This is a genomic window from Sulfurovum zhangzhouensis (assembly GCF_030347965.1).
GTDB classification, from domain to species: Bacteria; Campylobacterota; Campylobacteria; order Campylobacterales; family Sulfurovaceae; genus Sulfurovum; species Sulfurovum zhangzhouensis.
The window spans coordinates 210,179-231,884 of record NZ_JAQIBD010000001.1 but is presented as its reverse complement, the minus strand read 5'-3'; the positions used below and the strand labels follow the sequence as shown (position 1 = coordinate 231,884).

General features: G+C 32.5%; 17 protein-coding genes and 1 tRNA gene. 10 read left to right on the top strand and 8 right to left on the bottom strand.

All coding sequences use genetic code 11. The features are described 5' to 3' along the window. The first annotated feature begins 17 nt into the window (after positions 1-17). From PGH07_RS01205 to PGH07_RS01190, 4 genes are all read left to right on the top strand, one after another. A complete protein-coding gene (locus PGH07_RS01205; RefSeq protein ID WP_289412065.1) occupies positions 18-2,651 on the top strand; it encodes an McrB family protein in 2,634 nt (877 codons plus the stop codon). Further along, a complete protein-coding gene (locus PGH07_RS01200; RefSeq protein ID WP_289412064.1) occupies positions 2,617-3,939 on the top strand; it encodes an McrC family protein in 1,323 nt (440 codons plus the stop codon). The genes PGH07_RS01205 and PGH07_RS01200 overlap by 35 nt, the downstream gene beginning before the upstream one ends. A gap of 241 nt (positions 3,940-4,180) precedes the next feature. Further along, positions 4,181-4,669, top strand: coding sequence for a hypothetical protein (locus tag PGH07_RS01195; RefSeq protein WP_289412063.1), 489 nt, complete (start codon positions 4,181-4,183; stop codon positions 4,667-4,669). Then, positions 4,666-5,130, top strand: a complete 465-nt coding sequence (locus PGH07_RS01190; protein ID WP_289412062.1) for a hypothetical protein — start codon at positions 4,666-4,668, stop codon at positions 5,128-5,130. Before PGH07_RS01195 ends, PGH07_RS01190 begins: the two co-directional genes overlap by 4 nt. A 48-nt stretch (positions 5,131-5,178) precedes the next feature. On the opposite strand, the gene PGH07_RS01185 is transcribed toward PGH07_RS01190, so the two are convergent. The 3 genes from PGH07_RS01185 to PGH07_RS01175 all read right to left on the bottom strand — a co-directional run bounded on the left by PGH07_RS01185 (position 5,179) and on the right by PGH07_RS01175 (position 7,286). After that, the gene (locus PGH07_RS01185; RefSeq protein ID WP_289412061.1) at positions 5,179-6,255 is read right to left on the bottom strand and encodes a toxin-antitoxin system TumE family protein; all 1,077 of its coding nucleotides are present in this window, start codon (positions 6,253-6,255) and stop codon (positions 5,179-5,181) included. 135 nt (positions 6,256-6,390) lie between these two features. Further along, positions 6,391-7,002 (bottom strand): hypothetical protein, encoded by a 612-nt coding sequence (locus PGH07_RS01180; RefSeq protein WP_289412060.1) that lies wholly within the window; start codon positions 7,000-7,002, stop codon positions 6,391-6,393. An 11-nt stretch (positions 7,003-7,013) separates the two neighbouring features. Continuing rightward, complete coding sequence (locus tag PGH07_RS01175) at positions 7,014-7,286, bottom strand: hypothetical protein (RefSeq protein ID WP_289412059.1); 273 nt, start codon at positions 7,284-7,286, stop codon at positions 7,014-7,016. 345 nt (positions 7,287-7,631) lie between these two features. Between PGH07_RS01175 and PGH07_RS01170 the strand changes: the two genes are divergently transcribed. Genes PGH07_RS01170 through PGH07_RS01160 form a run of 3 tightly spaced genes read left to right on the top strand, consistent with a single transcriptional unit; the run spans position 7,632 to position 11,744 of the window. Beyond that, on the top strand, positions 7,632-8,390 hold the full coding sequence (locus PGH07_RS01170) for a hypothetical protein (protein WP_289412058.1): 759 nt from the start codon (positions 7,632-7,634) through the stop codon (positions 8,388-8,390). 21 nt (positions 8,391-8,411) lie between these two features. Beyond that, a complete protein-coding gene (locus tag PGH07_RS01165) occupies positions 8,412-10,502 on the top strand; it encodes a RecQ family ATP-dependent DNA helicase (RefSeq protein ID WP_289412057.1) in 2,091 nt (696 codons plus the stop codon). A 3-nt stretch (positions 10,503-10,505) separates the two neighbouring features. Then, positions 10,506-11,744: a DNA-processing protein DprA gene (locus PGH07_RS01160; RefSeq protein WP_289412056.1), complete on the top strand. Its 1,239-nt coding sequence runs from the start codon at positions 10,506-10,508 to the stop codon at positions 11,742-11,744. Positions 11,745-11,748: 4 nt separating this feature from the next. Here PGH07_RS01160 and PGH07_RS01155 read toward each other — a convergent pair whose 3' ends face one another. Continuing rightward, positions 11,749-12,669: a site-specific integrase gene (locus PGH07_RS01155; RefSeq protein WP_289412055.1), complete on the bottom strand. Its 921-nt coding sequence runs from the start codon at positions 12,667-12,669 to the stop codon at positions 11,749-11,751. A gap of 646 nt (positions 12,670-13,315) precedes the next feature. Then, entirely contained in the window at positions 13,316-13,453 is a 138-nt protein-coding gene (locus tag PGH07_RS01150) for a hypothetical protein (protein WP_289412054.1), read from the bottom strand. Positions 13,454-13,681: 228 nt separating this feature from the next. Between PGH07_RS01150 and PGH07_RS01145 the strand changes: the two genes are divergently transcribed. After that, a complete protein-coding gene (locus PGH07_RS01145; RefSeq protein ID WP_289412053.1) occupies positions 13,682-14,680 on the top strand; it encodes a hypothetical protein in 999 nt (332 codons plus the stop codon). Positions 14,681-14,983: 303 nt separating this feature from the next. Here the strand turns inward: PGH07_RS01145 and PGH07_RS01140 are convergent, their stop codons facing one another. Next, positions 14,984-16,069 (bottom strand): hypothetical protein, encoded by a 1,086-nt coding sequence (locus PGH07_RS01140; protein ID WP_289412052.1) that lies wholly within the window; start codon positions 16,067-16,069, stop codon positions 14,984-14,986. A gap of 133 nt (positions 16,070-16,202) precedes the next feature. Between PGH07_RS01140 and PGH07_RS01135 the strand changes: the two genes are divergently transcribed. Together PGH07_RS01135 and PGH07_RS01130 are read left to right on the top strand one after the other, a co-directional pair. Further along, on the top strand, positions 16,203-18,302 hold the full coding sequence (locus tag PGH07_RS01135; RefSeq protein ID WP_289412051.1) for an ATP-dependent nuclease: 2,100 nt from the start codon (positions 16,203-16,205) through the stop codon (positions 18,300-18,302). Between the two features lies 1 nt (position 18,303). Then, positions 18,304-20,196, top strand: a complete 1,893-nt coding sequence (locus tag PGH07_RS01130) for a UvrD-helicase domain-containing protein (protein ID WP_289412050.1) — start codon at positions 18,304-18,306, stop codon at positions 20,194-20,196. A gap of 276 nt (positions 20,197-20,472) precedes the next feature. Here the strand turns inward: PGH07_RS01130 and PGH07_RS01125 are convergent. Together PGH07_RS01125 and PGH07_RS01120 are read right to left on the bottom strand one after the other, a co-directional pair. Continuing rightward, positions 20,473-20,549 (bottom strand) — tRNA-Ile (locus PGH07_RS01125). A 4-nt stretch (positions 20,550-20,553) separates the two neighbouring features. Continuing rightward, positions 20,554-21,693, bottom strand: coding sequence for an FtsW/RodA/SpoVE family cell cycle protein (locus tag PGH07_RS01120; protein ID WP_289412049.1), 1,140 nt, complete (start codon positions 21,691-21,693; stop codon positions 20,554-20,556). Between the last annotated feature and the right edge of the window lie 13 nt (positions 21,694-21,706).

Sequence of the window (21,706 nt, the reverse complement as noted above, 5' to 3'; positions counted from 1 at the left end):
AAAATATAGGGGGGGAAGTGAATACAAATACACAAACAGTTGAAATAATAGCAAAAGATCTTGTTAAATATGCGAATTCTTTTAGAAAATTAAAATATCATCAAGATGAGCTATTAAATGCAATTAACAACATTTCTAGTGAGAACCTTGATGTAATATCAAGCTATTACGGTGAAAAAAGTGAGAAGATTAATAAAATCCGTTTTTTAATAGTACAGCACCTAAAAAAAACAGGGCAATTGACATGGAGTGAATTTGAAGAAATAAAAAATACTGTGAACTCTGAATATCCTACAAATATACTTCAAAGTTGGAAAGAACCATATTCTATTTTGTACACACTTATATATCTTCCAGTAAAAAGTGAGATTGAGGAGAAACTTAAAACAGTTGGTGAATATCTTATTAAAGAATTAGAACTCGATGCAAAGTTGAAGATACAAGGTTTTGATGGAGGTCAAAACTTTGGGGATGAAAGGTGTTGGCTTGCTATCTATAATCCTAAGCAAAAAAATCAAAGTACTTCATTGCAAATATTCGTAAATTTTGATCAGGGAAAGATTGAATATGGTTTATTTGAATACTTTGCTGAGGAACAATATAAGACAAAACAAACTCAAGTTTTTTCCACTTTTTCAGTTGTTGATATGGTTGACTTTTTAAAACCTAGTGCAAAAAAGATTTCTGAAGATATTGTTTATAGAACACTATGGAAGTTTGCTCCTGGAAAGCAAGCTATGTATTGGTCTAAAATGATGGAAAAAAATATTGCATCAATAGGCTGGGGAAGTTTTGATTATACAAATAAAAGTCAACAAAAAATACGTGAAGTAAATCCAGCATTAACATCTGAGGATGTACGTATTATTTCATATTTAAGCAAAATTAACATTGGTGATACACTTATAGCCTTTAATGGACGACTAGAGATTATTGGTATAGGGAAAGTAGTATCAAATCCAATATATTCTATTGAACCTATTATTGAAAATTCAGATCATCACAATTATGTAAAAGTTGAATGGCAGGCTTTAGATAAAACAGTTCAAATAAAAAAGATGGTTAGCATGGACACGCTAAATGATATTACTAGGCGAAAAGAAGAAATTTTTTCTGCTCTAGGCATTATTAATAAAAATACTTTTAGTACTAACGATATTAATGGAGATAATGATATGCCAAACAATACACAAACTCAACCCTTAAATCAAATTCTTTATGGACCACCGGGGACTGGGAAAACATATAGTACTATTAATAAAGCTTTGGAAATAATTTTTGAAAAAGAAGATAAGGACTTAATTTTTGAAAGTTTAGAAGGTGAAGATGATATAACATATGCAAAGGCTCTTAGTTCAGATAATCGGAAAGCATTAACTGAAATTTTTGATTATTATAAAGATGAAGGCCAAATAGAATTCGTTACTTTTCATCAAAGCTATGGTTATGAGGAATTCGTAGAAGGGATTAAAGCAATTCCTGCTGGTAAAGAGGGTAATGATAGTAATGAAATGATTTATAGTGTTGTTGATGGTATCTTCAAACGACTATCAAAAGTTGCATATGGTGAGATTGATGATATGCAAATTGGACAAAAATTTGTTTTAGATTATCCGTTTATTAATATTAAAGCATTAATGGAAAAAGTAAGTGATAATGAATTTAAAGTATTAGAGGGATCCAGAATACGAAAAGAAGTTACTCCGTCATTTAAAAATAACAACCTAAGAAAGACATTTTTAGAAAAAGCCATATTTGATAAAGTAAAAGAAACTGATGAATATTGGGTATTAGATAAGGACTATTCATTTAGTAGTATCAGTGGTGCTTCAAGTATTGTTACAGGTTCTTCAACAAATGGAAATATTGCATGGAAACCGACGAAAAAAGAATTAGTTGAAAAAAATGATAAAAACTATATTCTTGTTATTGATGAAATTAACCGTGGAAATATTTCCAAGATCTTTGGAGAACTTATCACTCTGATAGAGCCATCCAAAAGAATCGGTGCAGATGAGGAAATAAGGGCTAAACTTCCATATAGTGGGGATGAGTTTGGTGTCCCTTCCAATCTCTATATTATCGGTACGATGAACACAGCCGATAGAAGTATCGCTTTGATGGATACGGCTCTTAGACGAAGATTTGAGTTTGAGGAGATGATGCCAGATCTAGATACATTGAATGGGTTGAACGATGTAAGTGGTATCGATATCAAATCATTGCTTGAGACTATCAATAAACGTATAGAGTACCTCTATGATAGAGACCATACTATTGGTCATGCTTACTTTATGAGTCTGAAAGATAAAAATGAAAATGAAGCTAAGGTAGAGCTTGACAAGATCTTCAAAAATAAGATTATCCCACTACTTCAGGAGTATTTCTATGATGATTGGGAGAAGATACAAATGGTATTGGGCGATCATCCTGAGCAAAAAGCAGATAAAAAGGATAAGTTTATAGTTGATAGCAAAATGGAAGAGAAGGTAATATTTGGTTTCAATCATGATGACATCGAAGAGGAACAAGTCGACTACAAGATCAATACACCATTTACTGACGTAGCATATACCAAAATTTATAGCTCATCTACATCTAAAAAAATGAATGAAAATGAAGAACAAACAGATCAAGCTCAAGGAGTATAGCTATCTCTTTATCGGTGATAAAGATGAGGGGAAGCACAAAGCCGTAAGCGAGCAGACATTTGATGAACTTGAAGCTTTTGTGCTCAGAAACAGTGATACTGTTCAGTTCTTGAAAATAGGGCAAAATAAACGTCATAAGTTCATACAGGCACAAAACTATGTTGGTGTCATTCAGACAAAAGATGGTACTACTATAGAGATATTGCCAAAGATTTCAAATTTGAAATCCGATAAGGATGAGTCTGGAAAGACCATAAAAAGCAAAGATGATAAATCCAAAGAGATATTGATACGTATGTTAAAGACCCTCAAAAAGTCTCCATTCAAACACTTCAATATGGCACATCTCAAAAGTACGAAAATGCCACTTCTTGAGATATTTATCACAATGTTCCTTGATGAATTGAACAAGCTTATCCAGCGCGGTATTAAATCAGACTATATCACCAAAGAGGAGAATCTACAATACCTCAAGGGAAAGCTTAAGATCAATGATCAGATCAAACGAAACTACATCCATAAAGAACGCTTCTTTGTGGAGTACCAGGAGTTTTTGAGTGATAGAGTAGAGAACAGGCTCATCAAAACCACACTTCTGTATCTGTACAAAAAATCTCGATCTAACCGTAACCAACAGCGTATCAGAGAGTTTCTCTTTATCTTTGATGAGATATCGGAGTGTAAAGATGTAAAAGTCGGTTTTTCTAAAGTCAGGCTTGACCGCCAGATGAAAGACTATGAACAGGTACTCTTGTGGTGCCGTACTTTTCTGCTGGAGAATTCCTTTAGCCCATACAAAGGCAATGATGTAGCCTTCGCACTGCTGTTTGATATGAACCTGCTGTTTGAGAGCTATGTCTATGACTATCTGAGACGAAAAGGAGAATTTGAAAGTATCACTGCGCAGGACAAGACACATCATCTGGCGTATCATGAAGGCAAAGGAAGGTTCAAACTCAAACCCGATATTGTGATAAACGACGGAGCTATCATCGCAGATACAAAATGGAAAATTCTCAGTGAAGACAAAACCCATCAAGGTGTTTCACAAGATGATATGTATCAACTCTATGCTTATGGTACAAAGTATCAAAAATGTAAAGACCTCTACCTTATCTATCCATTGGATAAGGTGGCAACAGATGAAGGAAGACACTACCACTATTTTGATGGTAAAACATGTACGGCAAATCAAGGTTTAAGTCTTCAGGTCCTTTTCTTTGATGTTGCACAAGATTTTAAAGTATATGATTTTGAACTTCCTAGTGATTATGATAAAAATAAATGATTATTTTAATGAATATTATTTATTATAAATCTTCTCATTTAATTTTTTTTCTAAATATATATTTTTTTATCATTACAAAAAATCAACTCAGGGAAATTGCCCGTAACTCAAAAGAATTTAGTGAAAACTAGATGAAAACTTCGCCCTAAAACCTGTCCACTTTCTTTTCTTTACTTCCTTTACAATCTACATTACAATAGTTATACAAGCGCTTGTACATCTTTATTTACAGGAGGTTATTGTGGAGCTAAAAAAGAAACTCGACAATTTTACCAAGGTGCCTATCAATAGGCGAAGAAAAGCATTTAAATGGTTGGCAAAGCAGGATGAGGAAGTTGTTCTTATGGCTTTTGAGAAACAGAAGGAATATCTTTTTAAGATAGGTAATAAAAATGAAGAGAATAAGTCTATTCTCTATCTGAGTGCCTTATATCTTGCAGCCGACTCTCTATATAGTCTCTATTATTCTCAAGCAAGCAAGAATAGAGATATGAACATACATGCAGTACAAGGAGTTACACGTATGCAAGCTCAAAAGTTCAAAAAACATGTTCAGGCTGACAAATATGACAGATTACTGAATCTAAAGAACAAAATATTGGTTTTGAAAGACGAGGAGAATTTGTCATTTAGGCAGATCTCTGAGTTCTTGATGACATACCACCGGCTTAAAGTATCGCATTCGTACGTTGCAACTTTCTATAATAGTAATTTAAAGGAGAAAAAATGAAAAATAAGAGATTGTATAAAAGACCAGAACGTCAAGAGTCAGGGAATTATTCAGAGTGCCGATGGCAGCTAGGTGACAAATTTGGGATGGAGTTTAACCCAGATTATAAGCCTGAATACTTACATCAGGACTTTTTTATTGTGTGGCATGATGATATACAATTTGGATACGTTGAAGAATACGAGGTGATGAAGCTGGCAAATACATTACAAGCATTTTGTCTTGGCTATTTTGATCAAAATATCGACTATGAGATATGCGATTATATGACTGTGCAATTGGTTGAAGTCGATGAGGCGCCTTGCATATTACTTACAATTGAGTATGAAAACTATGATCAAAAAAGTAGCGAACTTCATACAAAAGAGGTATTTCTAAACAAGGTGTATGCTCATAATATCTCGAAAAATATTAAGAAAGTTTTTGATCTAAATAAGTCTTATACTTTAAAGCCATTTTAGATATAAAATGGAAGAAGAAAATGCTTGATTTATAATAGTCCTTATCCTTTATACCCAAGCAGCTTCTCCTTCTTCCAACATTTTTTTAATACTTGGTAAATCAAATAATGGGAATCCAAACGTATAGCTTGATTTAACATCAGCATTATTTTTTTTTGGGTTTACATGAATATGATCTGGAAAAAACTCAATATGCTTATGGTCAGGAGCTGAGTCTATTCTTTGATACTGTTTACCATTTGGTTTGTTAATCATATAACCATAATCAAAAAAGTTTTTTAGTCTCAAAATAATTTTAAACTTTGTTTTTCTCTCAAATGTTATTGTAGTTTCATCCTTATCTTTATCATAATGGTTATTAACAAGCTTCGCGTCAAGTGCAAAAGCAATCTTTTTAATTATTAGCACTATAAGATGTTGTGGTATCTTGTCATATTTTTGAAATGAAAACAAATCTAAATTTATTTGAAATAGATCAAATATAAAATCTAGTACACTAGGATGATCTTGGGCTAAAGATTGATGCTCTTTACATGTGTTTGCAATAAAAAATACTGTTTTCTCTCCACTTAAAGTGGAACTGACATAGCTATCAGCTGTTTTACCGCAGACCACACATCCATCTGGTTGCCTACTTAGTATAATTGTCTGATCAATAAGAGTATTTTCAGTTCTACCTTTAGCAATTGTCTCACTTGGAGCAAAGATCTTTTTTTGTTTACTTATCCATTCAGAAGCTTTAGAGACAACACTCTCATTATCACAATTTAGGAGCTCGAGCAGTAATTCAATTTCACTTGATATATCTTGTTTAAGACCTCGAAATAAAACTTCTGGAGAAATTAAATTGTTATTTGTATGATAATGGTACAGTCTATAAAAGGGAAAATCGTCTGTAGGATTAAACTGCGCAATTACAGAGCCATCTGTTTTAAACACCTTATTAGCATCAACGGCAAGTTTATTCCACAATTGATGATTATTTGTTATCAAATCAAAAACCGACAATAAATTTCTTGGATTATCAATATGTGTGTATAAAACTTGAGTAAAAAAAGAGTCTGTTCTTTTCCCTGAAGAATTCAACAAATTAAATTGTTCACTTGCTTGATCGATATTAATCACTTATTGTTCTCCTCTTTATATTTTAATTTGTCTTCTTTCAGACTACTCTCAAATTTTTTCATGATAAGTTCTATTTTTTATGAATAATACCAATATTTGAAAAAGCTCCAAAAAAATCTTTCAAATTGACATATTTTATGTTTTCATTTTGGTATCAACATAATCATTCCACACCATTTCTCCTCGTACCATACCAGTGATAAGTACCGCATGGGCAGCATCAAGCCTTTTGCCAACAATGATCTCTTCATCGCTGATCATTTTGACTTTCTGTCCAAGCTTTGCCTGTGCCACTTTTCCAATAAATGCAGCAACCAGTCTCAGATCAAACCCGCGCTTTTTATAGCGTTTTAGAAAATGACCTTTATGATCGATATTGATCCTTACCTGGTATTGGGGAGCATAAACAAATCCTTTTTCTTCAGCCCACTCTTTACTGTAGACACCCTTCATCTTGTATCCACTTGTAAGGACAGCGGTATCTTTGTCTATGCGCTTGCCAATAATCACGCTTTTCCCATCTGTAATTTTAATCTCTGCACCATTCGAAAGCTGAGGCACCTGGGTATAAAAAATCCGGATCAGGGCAAGATCGAATCTGTTCTTTATCCAGTCGCCCCAGAATGAATCCTTGGCATACATTTTCACTTCATGAAGATACTCCATATTCCATTCAAGCGTTTTGGGACGTGGGTTTTTCTTTTTAACTTTATTATTCTCTTTAGAGATGATCGTGATACTGCCCATGCCCTATCCTTCTAGTCATCGTTGATATGATATACGGGCTTCGTCTCTGAAAAAAATGCAATCATAGCAATGAGCACGAACAAGGCTAAGACTGCCAATACACTGTAAATCGGAGCTTGAAGCAGTGAAAGTCCCAATCCATCCTGTAAAGATGTATTTTTGACATTAAAATAGACTACAGTAGCCACTAGAGCAACTCCAATTAATAATATGATGATACCATTGAGTATATCACCTTGCTTTGCAAGTGCTGTGATGTACAATCTGTAACCGAAAAATATCATGCCATATCCCACCGCGCTTAGAATAAAATTTCCGCTATTGAAAAATTCGTAACGGTACTTTTTTATAGTATATTCATTAACACTAACTATCAGCATATAAACCAAAATTATTGCTACTAAAATACCAATTATTTTTAAAACCAACATCTTCAATACTCCTTTCAATTGTAATGATATTTTTAATCATACAATGATATTTCATATACAAGGGAAATACATGTCAATATGTAATATTTTATTAAATGAAGAGAAGTCATTATGAAAATTATGTGGTGGGAAATGTCAGTTCCAATAAAAAACTACGTTATAATTGATCTAATATTAAGTTTAAGGTATAGTTGATTAATGATAATTAATTCAGTTTTTGTTTCAGGTTCTATTTCTATAAAAAAACTCCCATCACAAGTGCAAAATAGTATACAAGCAATGATAGATAAGAGGATGACTATTTTAGTTGGAGATGCTCCTGGAATAGACACCCTGGTACAAGACTTGTGTAATACTCAAAAGTACTTGAATGTTATAGTATATACAATTACTTCTTCTCCTAGGTATAAAGCCAATAAAGATTTTCAAGAAAAAAATATTTTTGTTGATCAAGAAATTAAAAAAGAAAGAGAACGACAAACTTATAAAGATAAAGCTATGAGTGAAGATTCTGAATTTAGTTTGGTTGTTTGGGATGGTTCTAGTAAAGGAAGTTATGCAAATATTTCACGGGCATTAGAGAGCAATAAGAAAGTTAAAGTTTTCTATCAAGATATTAATGATTACCTTCCACCTGAAAAAATCACACCTATGGATCTTGAGTTTATATATAGAGAAAATAATGGTTATACAGCATCTGAAGTTGTAGAATATTTACAGAATAATGGAATAGAAATTTATCAACGTTCACAAGATCTTAATAAGTTTCTTATAAATGAAAATCTATTAGTTAAAGATGGTACAGTTTATCAACCGACAAAGAAAAGCCCAGAATTATTTATTGTTGAGATGTATAGAGGAAAACCTCGTGGTGTAAAGTTTAATAACCAGTTTATTGATTGGATAGAAGGTATCACGTCAAAATCTAAGTCTGAACAAAGTCTATTTGATTTTTAATAAAAAAGGGGAGGGGGAAGAATGATTAAATCGGATGCATTACAATTACTTAGAACTTCTATTAATAATCCATCTGCAAATTTTCATGAGGATCAATGGGAAGCTATTGATGCTTTAGTAAATCATCGTAAAAAAATGCTAGTTGTTGAGCGAACTGGATGGGGAAAGAGTAGCGTTTATTTTATAGCTACAAGAGGTTTACGGGATGCGGGCTATGGAGTGACAGTTATTATATCTCCATTGTTAGCTCTTATGAGAAACCAAATTACGTCGGCAGAAAGACTTGGTATCAATGCAGTAACAGTTAATTCTACTAACCCAGAAGATTGGGATAGGATCTCTTCACAACTTTTAAATGATGAAGTTGATGTCTTATTGATTTCTCCTGAACGTTTAGCAAATGACAGGTTTGTTGAAACAGTCTTGGCACCTATTTCTGAGCGTATTGGACTTTTTGTGGTTGATGAGGCTCATTGTATTTCAGATTGGGGGCATGATTTTAGACCGGATTATCAACGAATCACTCGTATGTTGCAGCAAATGCCACCTAATATGCCTATTTTGGCAACAACAGCTACTGCTAATAATCGTGTTGTAGCAGACATAGAAAGGCAAATTGGTGACATAGAAACAATCCGTGGAACACTTATTCGAGATAGCCTTATTCTTCAAACTCTTGAACTCCCGGATCAGGCTTCTAGATTAGCTTGGATAGTAGAGCATATAAATAGTATTGAAGGTACTGGGATTATTTATACTTCTACTATAAGAGATGCCGAGATGGTGGCAGAGTGGCTCAACTTAAATTCGATATCTGCTGCAGCATACTATGGTAGTGCAACACATGAAGACTTTGAAAATAGTAATGATTGTAGACAATATCTTGAAGATAAACTCATGAACAATCAAATTAAAGCATTGGTTGCCACCACTGCATTGGGCATGGGATACGATAAGCCAGACTTGGGTTTTGTAATCCATTTTCAGCTTCCTTCTTCGGTGGTTGCATATTATCAGCAAGTAGGTAGAGCAGGTCGTGGGTTGCCTTCTGCAAGGGGTATTTTATTATCCGGTAGAGAAGATGCAGATATTCAGTCATTTTTTATTAATTCCGCTTTCCCTTCAGAGGAGCATGTAGGCGAAGTTCTTAGTGCCCTAGAACAAAGTAATGGACTATCAATGCGAGATATTGAACCACGAGTCAACATGCGTTATGGACAAATTGAAAAAGTTATAAAATATCTTAGTATTCAAAGTCCATCACCTATTGCAAAGGATGGTTCTAAATGGTTTAGAACACCAATACTATATCAAATGGATCATGAAAAGATAGCTTTTCTTACAAATCAAAGAAATGAAGAATTTAGGCAAATAGAAGAATATTTGAGATCGCAAAATTGTCTCATGGCATTTTTAAGACAAGCATTGAATGATAGTAATATAGAAGATTGTGGCAGATGTGCGAACTGTGATCCATCCAATGCGCTTAGCGGGACGTATGCACATGTAAATGGTTTGAAAGCCTCAGAGTTTTTAAAACACCATGCAATGCCGATTGAAGTGAGGAAGCAATTTCCAAAAGATGCATTTCCTCAATATGGTTTTTCTAGTAGGTTACCTAATGAATTGCGAGCTGAAGAAGGTAGAGTTTTGTCTAAGTGGCAAGATGCAGGATGGGGAACAGTTGTTGCTGACAACAAGCATAATAATTATTTTAGCGATGAATTAGTAGATGCTGTAGCTGATATGATACAGGCATGGAATCCAGTACCTATGCCAACTTGGGTGACATGTGTTCCATCTTTGAATCATACAGAATTAGTACCAGATTTTGCGCAAAGATTGGCAAACAAGTTAGGATTACCATTTATAGAGTCTATTATAAAAGTAAAACAAAATCAACCGCAGAAGATGATGGAAAACAGGTTTCATCAATGTCATAATTTGGATGGAGCTTTTGAAATACGAGATATTAAACCTAATGAACCCGTATTTTTAATAGATGATATTGTTGACTCTAATTGGACTTTTACTGTCTTGTCTGCACTACTACGTCGTAAAGGTACAGGAGCAGTTTTCCCTATGGCTTTAACATCAACAGCGAATGGATAAAAAATGTATAATATAACACCATCAACACAAGCTATTCTTTTATTAACGAGTAGTTTTTCTGAAAAAAAATCAGAAGATATTATGCCACTGAATCCAGTTGAATGGGGCCGGTTCGCATTATGGTTACATGAGCATGATTTAAAACCAGAAGATTTAGTTTATGGTGAAGTAGAAGAGTTATTATCCTTATGGGTCGATAGTCAAATTACAATCAGCCGCATAAAAGCATTGTTAAATAGAGGAACTGCTTTAGCCTTAGCTATGGAAAAGTGGCAACGTGTTGGGATATGGGTTATAACGAGGAGTAGTTTGGATTATCCTAAGCAGTTGAAGAAAAAATTGAAACATCTTTCTCCTCCTGTCCTTTATGGAATAGGAAATCCAAAGCTACTAAATAAGCCCTCTATAGCTGTAGTGGGATCAAGAAAAGCCTCCAAAGAAGCACTTGAGTATACACATAGATTAGGTCATAAAATCGCCAATGATGGATATACTTTGGTATCAGGTGGTGCAAAAGGTATAGATGAGGCAGCTATGATGGGAGCATTAGAAGTAGGAGGTACTGTTATAGGAATTTTACCAGACAATCTTTCTAAAGCTTCACTCTCAAGTCAATATCGAAAAGCATTGATGAGTAATGAGCTTGCATTAATTAGTACCAACTATCCAGAATCACCATTTAGTGCTGTAAATGCATTAGAAAATAATAAATATATCTATACGCAATCTGTTGCTGCAATTATCGCTCATTCTGAAATAAAAGGTGGGACTTGGTCGGGAGCGAATGAAGCATTAAAAGAAGAATATACTCCATTATGGGTTACGTCAATGTCAGCAGGCAATAAAAAGCTTATTGAACTTGGTGTGAATATTGTGTCTGATGATATGTTTGAAAATACTATTGATATCCTTTGTAGTGGAAATGTTACTAGTAGTGTTGATAATACAAACAAGTCATTATCTTTGTTTGATGATATGGTTGAAAAAAAAGATTCCACAGATGAGACAAAATCAGATGTAGACATCAATAAGTCTAACAGTAATGATATGGATTCATTTTTTGATTTTTTTATGTCTAAACTATATCAAGAATATCCGAAAAATAGTATTTTCAAACCTAAAGAATTAGAAGAGAAGTTCAGTATAAATCTATCGCAAATTAACACCTGGATAGCTAAAGCTGAAGAGAATAAATTGATTCAAAGAGTTGAGGGTAGAATAAAAAAATACAAAATACTTTAACTAGTTATCCACCTAAGTAATGCTCTGTGATATCTGGTCTGAAGTGCTTCATCTCCCAGCTTACACCTTGAAGTGCCTGTTCATAGGTATAGCCATGATCCTGGTAGATTCTAACTCGGTTCTGTGCAAAAGTCCAGCGAAATCCGTGTGAACCGTGAGGGATAATACCAATTTTTAGGCAAGTCTGTCTGATATCATCGGCATACTCCTGGTATTTGATGCGAAAGACTCCTTCTGTTTCAATAATATCCTGTAAGTATTTATAGATATAAGTTTCAACCATAACATCACCAATTTTTCCACCTTTTTCTTTGGTTTCGATGATGCCTAACTCTTCTTTGCTAATAGGATCAATTGTAATATCTTTTAACTGATCTTTTTTGATAAGGCTTACACCTTCAGATCTTGCACCGCCAGAAAGTTGTATTAATGCAGCGATTTTGTGTTTAGGTGATGATAGATTATCAATGATGAGTTTCGAGTCCAGGTAGACTCTATTGTGATATCCGTCTGCTACCAGTTGTTGTACTTTAGCGTAGTGCAGTTTGTTCTGACGAATACTAAAATCATAGTCTCTTTCTTGACCATAAGTATGAAGAGCAAATCTCTTCAGTGTATCTTCCAATTTACCAAGTGCGGAGACGACTTTCTCCAAATATTGTCTAGAAGGATAGTACTCTATCTTATAGGAGATATAGGCATCAATATGTTCAGCCGTAATCTTTTCAAAGTCTTTTATTTTCCAATGCTCTTTGAGATAGTTGCCCAGATTGTTCCATACATCTCGGTAGGTTTTCATACTTTTGTATGATGCTATACACTTATAGTGTGGATGCTCTGGATTAATCCTGTCTTCTTTTTTAGCACCTTCTACGAAGATAGCTTTGGTGAGTTGTCCTGTCTGATAATATACACTTCCTCTCATGGTTTATTTATCCCTTATTGGGTGATTTTTTGTTGAGTCATTCTGCTCTTTTTTACCTTGTAAGCATCCCAAGTTACCGGCGGACGAGTGTACGCAACGGAGACCTTTCAATGAAAGGTTTTCACTGTTGTAGAACAAAGTAGAAGTGTGAGAACTTTTTACTACATTGAGCCTGCATTTTAACGATACCCAGCCCTGAATCGACTCTAAAAAGAGTAAGTTTGAAAGTATCAGCATAGCAGCTTTCGAGTCTAAAGAGAAGAGTGACTCAAAAAAATATTGGAGACATTTTAAAAAATACCCCGTTTCTATATCTGGGAAAGAATCGTGTCTTTGTCGATAGATATGAGGATTGGAGTGTAAAATGAAAGTTTTGGAATTTTTCGACTGAACAAATTATTTTACAAAAATATACAGGGGACTTTACAAATCAGGCTTCATAGAAGTAGTCTTCTTTTAAAATAGATCTAGTATTTTTTGAACCCAGATGTGATCTTTATATCTAAATATGAGATAAAAGAAAAAAAAGATGATAAAGAATATCAGAAGAGGGAGTATCAGATTATTTGCGAATCCAAAGGTCAAAACTAGAATCACAGATACAATGAAGTAAGGTAAGTATTTTCTGCTTATACCTTCCATTCTGTTACTTTGATTTACCAGTACCCTTTTGATCTTCTAATTCATCTGAAACTTGATCCCATGCTCTTGAAGTAATGTACATAAAAAATATAAGTGCACCAATTCCAATTAATACAATATTTTGCGTAATTTCAATATCCATAAAATATCCTTTCTATTTTTCTATGTTATATCAGATAAAGTATAACGTAAAAATGACTGACAATAACATTTTATTGCAATATGGGATTTTTTATCGGAAAGTTTATTATGTGAAAATAATAATATATCATGTTCAAATTTATAGTCATTAAAATCATGCAACAATATAGATTTAATAAGTTTAGTAGATTATAATAAATATGAATAAAATGGATAGTAAAGGTGGAAAATGAGTAAAAAGTCAAAAGGGTTTGTTAAAAAATATTGGGTCTATATAATTATTGTTACGATGCTACTTATTATAGCTGCAATAAGTATTGATGTTTGGTATTCAGACGGGAATATTATAGCTAAACAGATAAATATCTTTGAAAATAATAGTACAAAGATAGTGAACACTTATAAGTATGAGTATGAATATCCATTTTTAAAAGTTCTTTCAATCTTTTTGTATTCTTTTGCGATGTCGTTATTAATATCATTATTTATATTAAAAGTTATTCAAAAAGACGATGATAAAATAAGGGAGAAAAAGGATGAGAGGAGAAAGGATGAGCTTTTTAGAAATGTTTTCAGTGGTGTTTTTAATCGGCTAGTTCCCAATGAAATTTTTGATGCAATAAAATCAGATATTTTACAGGCACAAGTTATAAGAAAAAATGTAAGATGGATTTATGATTTTAAAGTAGAAGATGGTCAACTGGTCTTATATAGAAATGTTATGTATGAACTTCATAATATTTCAAAAAAGAATGCTAAAGAGTTGTTTTCATATATTTATTCTGCTACAGATTATACAGAAACAAGTATATTATTTTTAAAATGGCATAAAAATGGTGATATTGAAAACACATTTGTTGCTTATGATATATCTGAGCATGATGAATCTACTCTTGAGCACTTAGAGAAAAGTGGTGATTATGAGCAAGTGAAGCACGATATTGAAGTTATACCAGATGAAATTATAAATTTAAATTTTAAATCAAAAGAAATATTTAAAAATAATTCTAAATTCATACATGAAGCACACTTTAGTACGGCTTGTTCTATAGGTTGGGAGCTTGAGGTAAATTATCCAGAAGGTTATGAATTTGGAATAATTCCTATGTTTAATGCTAATTTAATACCAATTGTTGATGATGTTGATAGAAAAAAGTATGAATATAGTGGTGCTATATTAGTGGGACAAGGTATAGAATTTACATTAAAATGTAAAAATATTGAATAAAAATATATTTTTATGATATAATTTTTTAGATATCTAACTAATTAAATAGGTATAAAGGAGTGATTATGAAAATCTTAAAGGCTAATAAAATTGGTTGTTAGTAAGATTAAGAGTGTTGCTCTATAGAGTAATTAGTAAAGGCTTAGATTTTTAATTTAAGTCCAAAATACAGGAATCGTTTTTGATTCCTGTTTCCTTCCTTATAATCTCAATCATTCTAAAAAATAAGTTTTTCTTCACAATTTTGGCAACTTTATCAAACGCTTTTTGTATATATTTCAGTGTCTTAATTATATATCTTTGTTACGTAGTAAAATTAGGCAATCTATTATTTAATGGATCTAGTTTATAGACTTGATTTTTTGCCCATTGAATCCAGTTAGATAACCCCTGTGGATATATCTTATTTGGATATTGAATTTCTGCTCTTTTTATCACTTCTTCAATATAACTATGAAGTTTTTGACTCTGATGAAAGTCATTTGCATCTTTCATCAATTGGTCACTCATTTGTTGTTCTAGTTCTTGACGCTGCTTAAGATGCTCTTGTTCTTTACGTATTTTTTCTTGTTCCTCTTCTCTGATTTTTCGCTTGATAGTTTCCTGCTTTTTATACTCTGCATGGGCAAAAACACTTTTGACAAACTCATTAATTTGATCTTCTACTTTTTTTGTTTTCCCATCACTAAAGTTTTTGCGTAAACCTGATCCGTAACAGCAATATGGACCTATACCAATAGATAGAATACCTGTGGGTTCATATCCTCGTACTTCATGAGAATATGAACCATATTTTTTTTCAACCATCCCTATATATTTTGATTTTTCTCTAATAAATATTTCTATTTTTTCATTTTCGATTTGAATATATGTATTTGTACTATGTTCATATGGATATAAAATTGTCGCACCATTCTTTTCGAACCATTTAAATACACTATCTATTATTCGTAAAGCTCGGCTTTCATTTGCCTTTGAAACTCTTAAATTAATTCCATTTCTTACAACACATTTCATATTATATTCATCTGTAGACATGTTTTTTAATGTCGCTTTTGTTTTTTCAATCAATGGATGAGGATTTTGAAGAGTTTTTTTAATTTGTATTTTCTCAGTGAATGAAGAATTTTGTTTTTCTATTTTCTTGTTTGGAGTAGGGCAGTATTCATAAGGGAATAGTTTATTAAAAATTGGAGGTAATTCTGGTATAGGTACAATTTTTCCATGTTTTATTTTTGACCAATGCCCAACTTTTGGTAATGGTATTAAAAGTGCATCACATACTTTTTTTAACTCATATGTTGGTAGGCTATACTTTAGGGCAACTTGGGTCATAGGTTGACTCCAAACTTGAATATAAAGTTGTTTTCTACTTATATATTTAATCATAAGAGTACTCCTTGAAATTATTTGTATAAGTTTATAATTTAAATTTGATTTTATTTTAGGATTCTAATACTGAAGCAAGATAAAAACTAAATATAATATAATCTTGTAGTCTTATCTTGTATTGGGGGGAAATATGAAAATTAAAAAAATCGATGTAAATAATTATAGACTACTAAAGAATTTTTCACTTGACTTAGAGGATGAATTATCTTTAGTGATAGGCAAAAACAATAGTGGTAAAACTTCATTATTAGTTGTGTTAAATAAATTCTTGAACAATGGTAACTTTACATCCAATGATTTTAATCTTGATTACAAAAAAGAGATTTTGAAATTTATGATAGAAGGGATACCAGCTGAAAATGATTATTTATTAGATGGTATTCGTTTAAGATTACACATAGAATATAATGAATCTGATGATTTATCTAATATAAGCAACTTAATGATGGATTTAGATGAAGCAAATAACGAAATTATTTTAGATTTTGAATACGTATTGACATATGCAAAACTACAACAAATGAAAACAGATTTTGATGCTTATACAGTTTTTACGGGAACGGAAGAAGATAAATTTAACTCTTTTTTTAAAAATGAATTTGATGAATATTTTGATCATACTCAAAAATCTGTTCTACTTGATGCAGACCATAAAGTAGAGGAATTTATTGATCTTAAAAAAGAAGGTATTTCACTAAAAAATATAATAAATTATAGATTTATTTCAGCAAAAAGAGAAGTTTCAAACAAAGACATAGACAAAACACTTTCAACTCAAACCTCTAAAATTTATAAAAAAACTGAATCTACCCCTGAACAAAAAACGGCAATAGATAACTTTAAAAAGACACTGCTTGATACTGATAATGTACTTGATAGCAATTACCAGATTATTTTTGGGGATGTAGTAGAAAAAGTTAAAAAGTTCGGAGGAATTAAAGAAGGAGAGTCTAATATAACTGTACATTCAACTTTGCAACATAGGGAACTTTTGGATGGGAATACTACTGTAATGTATAGTCATGAAGGAGACTCATTACCTGAACATTATAATGGTTTAGGATATATGAATTTAATTAGTATGATATTTGAAATCGAAATGTTATTGATCGATTTCAAAAGAACTTTAGATGAAAAACCTGCTGATATAAATTTACTTTTCATCGAAGAACCAGAAGCTCATACTCATCCACAAATGCAATATATTTTTATAAAAAATATCAAATCACTATTAGCAGATGGAATTAAAAGGCAGGATGAAATTAATCGTGAACTCCAATATATAATTAGTACACACTCATCACATATTGTATCAGAGAGTAATTTTGATGATATCAAGTACTTACAAAGACTAAATAATCAAAATAGTGTGATTTCAAAAAACTTAAAAGATTTAGAAAAGGAATATGAAGCAAATAGAGAAGAAGAGACATACAGATTTTTAAAACAATATTTAACTTTAAATCGTGCAGAGCTTTTCTTTGCAGATAAAGCTATATTAATTGAAGGAGATACTGAGAGGATATTGCTTCCTACTATGATGAAAAAAATTGATGAGGAAAGTAGTCCAGAAGATGAAAAGCTTCTGTCTCAAAATATATCTATTGTAGAAGTTGGAGCACATTCTAAATTATTTGAGAGTTTTATAGACTTTATAGGTGTTAAAACATTGATTATAACTGATATCGACTCAGGAAAAGAAGTAATGGTTGATGGACGTAGAACTATACAAGCATGTAGAGTTGCTGAAGCTGAGGCTATAGAGACTTCCAATAGTTCATTGAAGTATTTTTTTGGTTCAAGTAATTTAAGTGACTATGTAGATAGAGAGCTTAACAATAAAATTCTTGTTAAAAATAGTGAAACAAAAGTATGGGAGCTAAAGGAAGATGGTTTTGTGTTAATTGTATATCAAACTAAAGAAAAGGATTCTGATAATATTGAATATCATGCAAGAAGCTTTGAAGATAGTTTTTCCCATATTAACAAAAATTTCATGAAAAACGATTCAAATACTTTTAGTTCTTTAACTAAAAAATGGTTAAAAAAATTTAAAGATGATGATATAGATTGTTATGATTTTGCAGAAAAAGCAGTGACTAAAAAACCACCTCTAGCAATAGAAATATTAATGAATTCTAACAGAACTCCTACCGATGGTGATGATATTGTCACATGGGATATACCTTCTTATATTAAAGAAGGATTAATTTGGCTAAGAGATAACTAGTATGAATGAGTTACAACAAATATTAGAACATATAGGCAATGATGAAAACTTTTTGTTAAGTGGTGGTGCAGGTAGTGGAAAAACATACTCTTTGGTTCAAGTAATTAAAGAGGTGATTAAGCAACATCCAGCAGAGAAAGTTTTTTGTATGACGTATACAAATATTGCAGTTAAAGAGATTGAAGAAAGAGTTAATCATAAAAATTTAGATGTATCGACTATACATGATTTTCTGTGGGATAATATTAAGCATTTTCAAAAAGAAATAAAGGCTTCATTAATAGCACTTGCTAATGATCCTGATTCTAAAATAAAAATTGATAATGACGGTGATCCTGTACCTGATAATTTTTTTGATGCAATTAAAGAAATTGAATACAAGGAATATCTAAAAATAAACAATGGAATTATTTCGCATGATGAAGTTATTTGGTTGTCAGAGTATATGTTTAGAACATATATAAAATTATGCGATATATTAAAAGATAAATATAGATTTATTTTTGTCGATGAGTATCAAGATACACATAAAGAAGTGGTAGATATTTTGCTTAGACATATTAGACAAAGTCAAAGAAAGAATACTATAGGTTTTTTTGGTGATGCAATGCAATCAATCTATTCAAGTGGAGTTGATGAAATTAATGATTATATTGAAGAAGGTTTGATAAAAGAAGTAAAAAAAGAACAAAATAGAAGAAGCCCAAGACTTGTTATTGAATTAGCTAATAGGCTTAGAACAGATGGAATAGTACAAGAGCCATCAGATGATACTAAAGCACCAAATATGCAGGACGATGGAACTGTAAAAGAAGGGACAATCAAATTTATTTATTCTACAAATCCAGATTTAGATTTATTAAGAGATTATCTTACAGAAAACTTTGGATGGGATTTTAATGATAATAAAAGATTAAAGGAGTTGAATTTAACACATAATTTGATTGCAGAAAAAGCAGGTTTTCAAAACTTGATGGCAATATATGATAAAGATCCAATAATAAGCTTGAAAAGTGCGATTACTCAAAAAATTAAAGATGATAAAAAATATGGTAGACCTGAAATAATATTTGATGAAAATGCTAGCTTTGATACAGTAGTTGATATATTTCAATTGAAAAACAGACAAAGGCAATTGAAAAAAGATATTATATTAGCAAATCAAGCAGACAGAGAATTATATGATCAGTTGAAAGATGTACCTTTTGTTGAAGTAAGAAAGATATATTTAGATAAAGATCAACTTATTGATGATAAAAAACAAACAGAAGATGAAGAAAGTAAAAAAGGTTCAAAAAGAGATAATTTAATAAAACATCTTTTTAAAATTCAACAAGCTATTTCATTATATCAATCTGGAAAGTTTAATGAGTTTTTAGCAGTTACAGACTATAAGATTAATAGAGTTCAAGACAAAATAGATTTAAAGAACAAAATTGAAAGCTTGATTAATGTTGAAGATAAGACCATTGAAGAAGTAATAAATGAAGCAGATAGAGATGGTATTTGTGTGACAGATGATAAATTGGAAAGATTTATCAGAGAAAAAGAATATGTTTATAATAGAGTAAAAAAAGTTAAATTTAGTGAATTTCAAAAGTTGTTTGAATATTTAGAAGGTAGAACTCCATTTACAACCCAACATAAAACCAAAGGTGATGAATTTGATAATGTCCTTGTTATTTTAGATAATGGGGATTGGACGCAATATAATTTTGAAAATCTATTTTTAGAAAATGGAAGTGAAAGTGTTCTAAAAAGAACACAAAAACTATTCTATGTTTGTTGTACAAGAACAAAAGAAAATCTAGTTGTCTTTTATCATGAACCATCTGAAGCAGTTATAGAAAAAGCTAAAGAATGGTTTGGAGAAGAAAATGTTATAGAAATATAGCAAATAGAAGGAAAAATTGTTTGATAGAGGCTATTTTCTTGGATTTGGAGAAATTCGAGGGTATGGTTATTTTGATGATAAGTTGAACTTTATTAAAGATAAACTTATCGAGTATGAACCTTCTAAATAATGAGGAATAGTGTACACCAAATAGTATCGATTTGAAGTTACAGTTTTATTAAATAAATGGGACCTATCATGGGACCTAATGAAAACTTAAACGATATAGATTTATTTAAAATGTCGTTAAATGATGTAATTTAGGGGGATTATTGGTGGTGGGTCCTCGGGGGCTCGAACCCCGGACCACTCGGTTATGAGCCGAGTGCTCTAACCAACTGAGCTAAAGACCCTTGGTTATCGACTATCTTTGCGTTGCAATGTGATTTTCGAGTCAGAATTATATCGACTAAAGTCTTTAAATGCAATTAAGTTTTGGAGGATTCCGAAAATTACTGCAAAAATGATAAATGAGGTCCCTCCGTGACTGAACATAGGGAGCGGAAGTCCCACTACAGGGGCAAGTCCGATGATCATATAGACGTTCACTCCCATGTAGACAAAAAACAAAAATGCCAGTCCCGAAGCAAAGGTTTTGATGAGATAATCCTTGGCGTATTTAGCCGAGATATAGAGGAGGTTGAAGATCAGCAGGATATACAGACCGATCACCCCCATCATCCCTTTAAAACCAAATCTCTCTCCCAGGTATGCAAAGATAAAGTCTGTAGATGCAACAGGCAGAAAATCAAGCTGGGTCTGTGTCGCTTCATCTTTAGGTTTGCCTTCGATCCCGCCTGAACCGATCGCGATGAGAGCCTGTCTAACCTGGTAGCTTGGTTTGTTGAGCGCATCTTCGATACGCTTCTTCTGATAGTCTTTGAGTCCATATTCATAGACCACAGGTGCACTGAACCCTGCGATCACGAAGATCGTGAACCATATCTTCCAGTTGATCCCCACGACAAAGAGCACACCATAACCGGTGATCAGCAGTACAAGGGCAGTACCAAGGTCAGGCTCTTTGGCAATCAGTACAAAAGGGATGATGATCACGATAGAGAGCACGATAAACTTCCAAAGACCGTATCCTTTTTCCGGCGGAGGGGTTTTGTGGATAAGGTAGGCAAGCGTCATGATGACCGCTACTTTCATGAACTCCGAAGGCTGTATCGTGACACCGATCCCCGGCAGTTGTATCCAACGCTGTGCACCGAGGATGGACTTTCCTACGAACTCCACCGCAACAAGCAAACCAAGGTTCCCGATATAAAAGAGGGGGACAAACCACCACAGTATCTGACGCCACGGGAAAAAGGCAGAGACTAAAAATGCGATCCCTGCAATGACATAATAGACCATCTGCTTGGTAAAAAGATAAGGGTTGATCTCATTGACCAGATAGGAGGAGATGACTAGAAGAGGAATCAGCTGGAGTACTAAAAGATAGTTGAAGTGCTTAAAGATACGTTTGTCAAAATCAAACCAATGCTCCATCCTGCGCCTTCAT

Excerpts from the sequence above, each read along its gene's own strand:
- PGH07_RS01165 (WP_289412057.1), top strand. The coding sequence starts at position 8,412 with ATGATTAAATCGGATGCATTACAATTACTTAGAACTTCTATTAATAAT.
- PGH07_RS01140 (WP_289412052.1), bottom strand. The coding sequence starts at position 16,069 with ATGATTAAATATATAAGTAGAAAACAACTTTATATTCAAGTTTGGAGT.
- PGH07_RS01120 (WP_289412049.1), bottom strand. The coding sequence starts at position 21,693 with ATGGAGCATTGGTTTGATTTTGACAAACGTATCTTTAAGCACTTCAAC.
- PGH07_RS01160 (WP_289412056.1), top strand. The coding sequence starts at position 10,506 with ATGTATAATATAACACCATCAACACAAGCTATTCTTTTATTAACGAGT.
- PGH07_RS01170 (WP_289412058.1), top strand. The coding sequence starts at position 7,632 with ATGATAATTAATTCAGTTTTTGTTTCAGGTTCTATTTCTATAAAAAAA.
- PGH07_RS01145 (WP_289412053.1), top strand. The coding sequence starts at position 13,682 with ATGAGTAAAAAGTCAAAAGGGTTTGTTAAAAAATATTGGGTCTATATA.
- PGH07_RS01130 (WP_289412050.1), top strand. The coding sequence starts at position 18,304 with ATGAATGAGTTACAACAAATATTAGAACATATAGGCAATGATGAAAAC.
- PGH07_RS01135 (WP_289412051.1), top strand. The coding sequence starts at position 16,203 with ATGAAAATTAAAAAAATCGATGTAAATAATTATAGACTACTAAAGAAT.
- PGH07_RS01155 (WP_289412055.1), bottom strand. The coding sequence starts at position 12,669 with ATGAGAGGAAGTGTATATTATCAGACAGGACAACTCACCAAAGCTATC.
- PGH07_RS01150 (WP_289412054.1), bottom strand. The coding sequence starts at position 13,453 with ATGGATATTGAAATTACGCAAAATATTGTATTAATTGGAATTGGTGCA.
- PGH07_RS01175 (WP_289412059.1), bottom strand. The coding sequence starts at position 7,286 with ATGATATTTTTCGGTTACAGATTGTACATCACAGCACTTGCAAAGCAA.
- PGH07_RS01190 (WP_289412062.1), top strand. The coding sequence starts at position 4,666 with ATGAAAAATAAGAGATTGTATAAAAGACCAGAACGTCAAGAGTCAGGG.
- PGH07_RS01180 (WP_289412060.1), bottom strand. The coding sequence starts at position 7,002 with ATGGGCAGTATCACGATCATCTCTAAAGAGAATAATAAAGTTAAAAAG.
- PGH07_RS01200 (WP_289412064.1), top strand. The coding sequence starts at position 2,617 with ATGAAGAACAAACAGATCAAGCTCAAGGAGTATAGCTATCTCTTTATC.